This is a genomic window from Candidatus Micrarchaeia archaeon (genome assembly GCA_041650355.1).
Classification (GTDB): Archaea; Micrarchaeota; Micrarchaeia; order Anstonellales; family Bilamarchaeaceae; genus JAHJBR01.
The window spans coordinates 1-3,637 of sequence record JBAZLI010000084.1; the positions used below are offsets into that span (position 1 = coordinate 1).

At 55.3% G+C, this 3,637-nt stretch carries 4 protein-coding genes; all 4 read right to left on the reverse strand.

Annotated elements, in window-relative coordinates; all coding sequences use genetic code 11:
• Positions 1 to 13 precede the first annotated feature (13 nt).
• Positions 14 to 1,099, reverse strand: coding sequence for a glutamine-hydrolyzing carbamoyl-phosphate synthase small subunit (gene carA, locus WC488_04950; protein MFA5077745.1), 1,086 nt, complete (start codon positions 1,097 to 1,099; stop codon positions 14 to 16).
• 151 nt (positions 1,100 to 1,250) lie between these two features.
• Positions 1,251 to 1,376, reverse strand: a complete 126-nt coding sequence (locus WC488_04955; GenBank protein MFA5077746.1) for a hypothetical protein — start codon at positions 1,374 to 1,376, stop codon at positions 1,251 to 1,253.
• A gap of 24 nt (positions 1,377 to 1,400) precedes the next feature.
• Entirely contained in the window at positions 1,401 to 1,631 is a 231-nt protein-coding gene (locus WC488_04960; GenBank protein ID MFA5077747.1) for a potassium channel family protein, read from the reverse strand.
• 14 nt (positions 1,632 to 1,645) lie between these two features.
• A complete protein-coding gene (locus WC488_04965; GenBank protein MFA5077748.1) occupies positions 1,646 to 3,496 on the reverse strand; it encodes a hypothetical protein in 1,851 nt (616 codons plus the stop codon).
• Positions 3,497 to 3,637: the final 141 nt, after the last annotated feature.

A 3,637-nucleotide genomic window follows, 5' to 3' on the forward strand; every position in this document is an offset into this window, starting at 1 on the left:
CAACACCCAATCTTCAGAGCATTTTCACGAATTTGTCAAACAGGTATTTCGAGTCGCACGGGCCAGGGTTCGCCTCCGGGTGGTACTGCACCGCGAATATCGGGAGCTCCTTATGTGCGATTCCCTCGACCGTGCCATCGGTAAGGTTCCGATGTGTCACCTCGAATTCGGAAGGCAGAGTCTTCTCATCCACCACATACCCGTGGTTCTGCGTGGTTATCACCACCCTGTTTGCAGCCAAATCAAGCACCGGGTGGTTGCCCCCCCTGTGCCCGAACTTGAGCTTGTATGTCTTCCCCCCAACTGCCTTCCCAAGCAGTTGGTTCCCGAGGCAGACACCGAAAATGGGCAGGTCAAAAAGCTTCTTGAGCTCCCCGCTTTCCTTTCCAAGAAGCGCGGGGTCTCCCGGGCCGTTTGAGGCAAGCACCCCGTCCGGGGAGAAAGACATCGCCTCTTCCGCGCTCGTGCTGAAGGGCACCACGACCACCTCCAGCCCGCGCGCCACAAGCTCGCGCACAATCCCCATCTTTGCCCCGTAGTCGATGAGCACTATCTTTTTCCCGCCCTTCTTCCCATAGAATTTCGCCTGCCCTGCGGACACCTTCTCCACCAGGTTTATCTTCGAGTAGTCAAGCTCCTGCGCCATTTCCAAAAGGGTAGGCACATCCTCCTCTTTTTCATAAACAGAAATAGCGGCAGGCATCACCCCCGCTTCTCTTATCTTCCTTACCAGGCTTCGCGTGTCGATGCCATATATGCCCGGTATTCCCGCATCCTCCATCCTTCCCTCAAGCGATTTCGCGCCCGTTCCGCCGCTTTCATGGCGGGGCTGGCGGCAAAGCTCCCTTATGCAATAGCCTTCCACCTGCATCGAATCGCTTTCGCACCACTCCATGCGCGTGCCGTAATTGCCGATAAGCGGATAAGTTGAGACGAGAATCTGCCCTGCGTAGCTTGGGTCGGTGAGGGATTCCTCATACCCGGCCATGTTCGTTGTGAAGACGATTTCGCCAACGCGCTTCTCGATGGCGCCGAATCCTTTGCCGAAAAAGCGGGTCCCGTCGGACAAAACCACGACTGCTTTCTTTGCATTTCCCACAGCAACCCAAGGCTATCTTATGCATGCAAAATGAATTTAAATCGGGCAGTCGCCACGGCGTGGCGGGAGAAATGGTAAAGATTGGAAAATGGCAGGCGGAATGGAAAAATCCGGCTTGAAGGCTCAGGAATGCGGATGCCTGTTTCGCAACCTACCGCTGCCCCCGCCTTTCCTTGATGTTCGTTTCCACGCTCTTGACCATGGGCTCAAGGTGGAAGCGCCCATAGTCCTGGAGCGCGTAGATTACATAAAAGCCAACGCCGATGCCCATGAGCATGAGCGGGATGGTGAACAGCCTGCCTCAATAGGTGTGCGGCACCATATCCCCATAGCCGACCGTGGTTACGGTCTCGGTTGTGAAATATATGGCGTTCAGCCAGTCCCATTTTTCAGTATAGTGGTAGGCGGCAATTGCCATGGTGTAAACCGCACCAAGGAGAGTTATCGCATATACCATCTTCCTCTTGACTCTCGCCTTCTCGCGGCGAAGCTCCTCAAGATAGTGCTCCTGCAGTGTTGCAATGCCCGCCATAAATCCATCTGTCATCATGCTTCCTTTTTGGAAAGGGCAAGAGAATACGCCTTGTAATAGTTCCTGACCAGCGCGTGCCAGTCGATGTGCCTCATCATGCCGTATGCGCTTTTTTTCTGCGCGTCAAGCTTTTTTTCAGGAAGAAGGTACAGCCGCTCAAGCTCGCGCGAGAGCTCCTCGGAAGCCTGCTCGGAGCTTCTTCCGGCCATGCGCAGCACGACAACGCCGCATCCCTTTTTCGCCTTGCCCATTATGAACCTGCCAAAGCCGGTCATGTCTGATGTGACCGCGATGTCCTCGCTGACCGCCGCCTCCACAGGCGTGTACCCGAAAGGCTCGTATCTGGACGGGAACACGCCTACGTCCATCGCTGAGACCACATCATAATAGTTCAGGTTCATAAGCCCGTCGTTAGGCTTCATGTAGGTCGGGTAGAACACCACCTTGACCGGGTTTTCCGCCCCGTTGTCAAGGCCTGCCGCCACGCATGCATTGATTATCGAGTCGTTCTGGTATGAGAGGTCGTAGCAGTTTATGTGTGGCCTCTCGCCGTCCTTGTAAAAGCCCCGCGCCATGTTCTCAAGGTCGTGGCGTATCCCGCCTTCGACCCATTTGAGCGCCTCCTGCAGGTTCACATACGGCTTCCCAACGCTTTCAGGAAGCTCGTTTATCACCTCATACATCTTGTCAAGCAGGAGGTAGTTCTTGATGATGGATATCTTAGGCCCCCTGACCGAGCTTGGCGCGAAAACGAACGCGAAAATCCGCCTGGTCCTGCCTTCCCGCGCATCCTTCTTTTTCCTGAGGCGCGCATTGAGCTTTCCAAGCGCCGAGATGAAGAGGTCGAATCCCTTGTTCGAGAACTCGTACCTTCCCGATATGTAGACGAACAGGGCGTTGTCGTATCTCTGCCTATAGTAGCTTATGAAGCAGGCCTCGAGGAACTGCTGGAGCTCCTTTCTCGCATATGATGACAGGTCGTGCCTCCTGTCCCCGTTCGCATTCTCTCCGAACTCGATGCCGTTCACGGTCACCACGTCCGCTTTCCTTCCGAGTATGTACCCTACTTCGAGCGCAACGGTTTCGCTCACGGTGGTGAATATGGTGCATTCGCGCGCAGCGGCAGCCTCAAGCTGGTGCTTTCCTTCCACCCGGTTGTTGTATGCCACATTGAGCGATATGGGCGCTCCCGCCTTCTGGGATTCAGCGTAGACGTCCACCCCCGCAGCCGAAAGCGTCCTGCCAAGCACGGTCGCATGCGTGGTGAAGACGGTCGCAAGCTTCATCCCCTTCATCTTGCAGTAAAGGAGGGCGGCCCCGGAAATCCATTCGTGGAACTGCAGCGCTGTTTTTTCCTCGTCGAATATTTTTGCCGCAAACAGCCTTTCGATGAGCATCCCTGCGCCAATGCCCCACACCACGTTCTCGGTGAAGTCCCATGACTTCTCCATTATGGAGTCTATTCCGAACCTTTTCCAGAGCATGTATTTCGCGTAATTCTTCTGCTTGTCATATTGCGGGCCGCGGCTGCCGTCCACGTACTCGACCATCCTCTCCCCGGCATCCTTGGCATCGACTGAAATGATTCTTGCGTTGTTGCCGTACATCCAGCGGCCGTACCTGCAGTTCACGCCCTCGCGCGCGAGCCCCTCGAATATCTTCGCAAGCGCGCCTGCCGGCTCCTCGAATTTTATGTCCTCCGCGCACTTCTCGTCCAGCATCCCGATAAGAAGGTAATTGTCGCCGAACTTTTTCACAAGCTCCTCCGACTTGCTTCGGATGACGGTGTAAATCCCGCCTATCTTCCGCCCAGCCTCGGACGAGACTTCGATGAGTGCAGCGGGCTCCCTTGCTTTTCCAGCCATGCATATGCAGCTCATCCGCGGTTTATAAGTTTTCTGCTTGCGCGGCTCTGTAGAAAACCTCCGATAACAACAAGGAGCTGCTTTGCCGCAGCATCGAATAGACTACCACTTTGAGCATTGCTTCTCGCCTCTGGAGGTGCC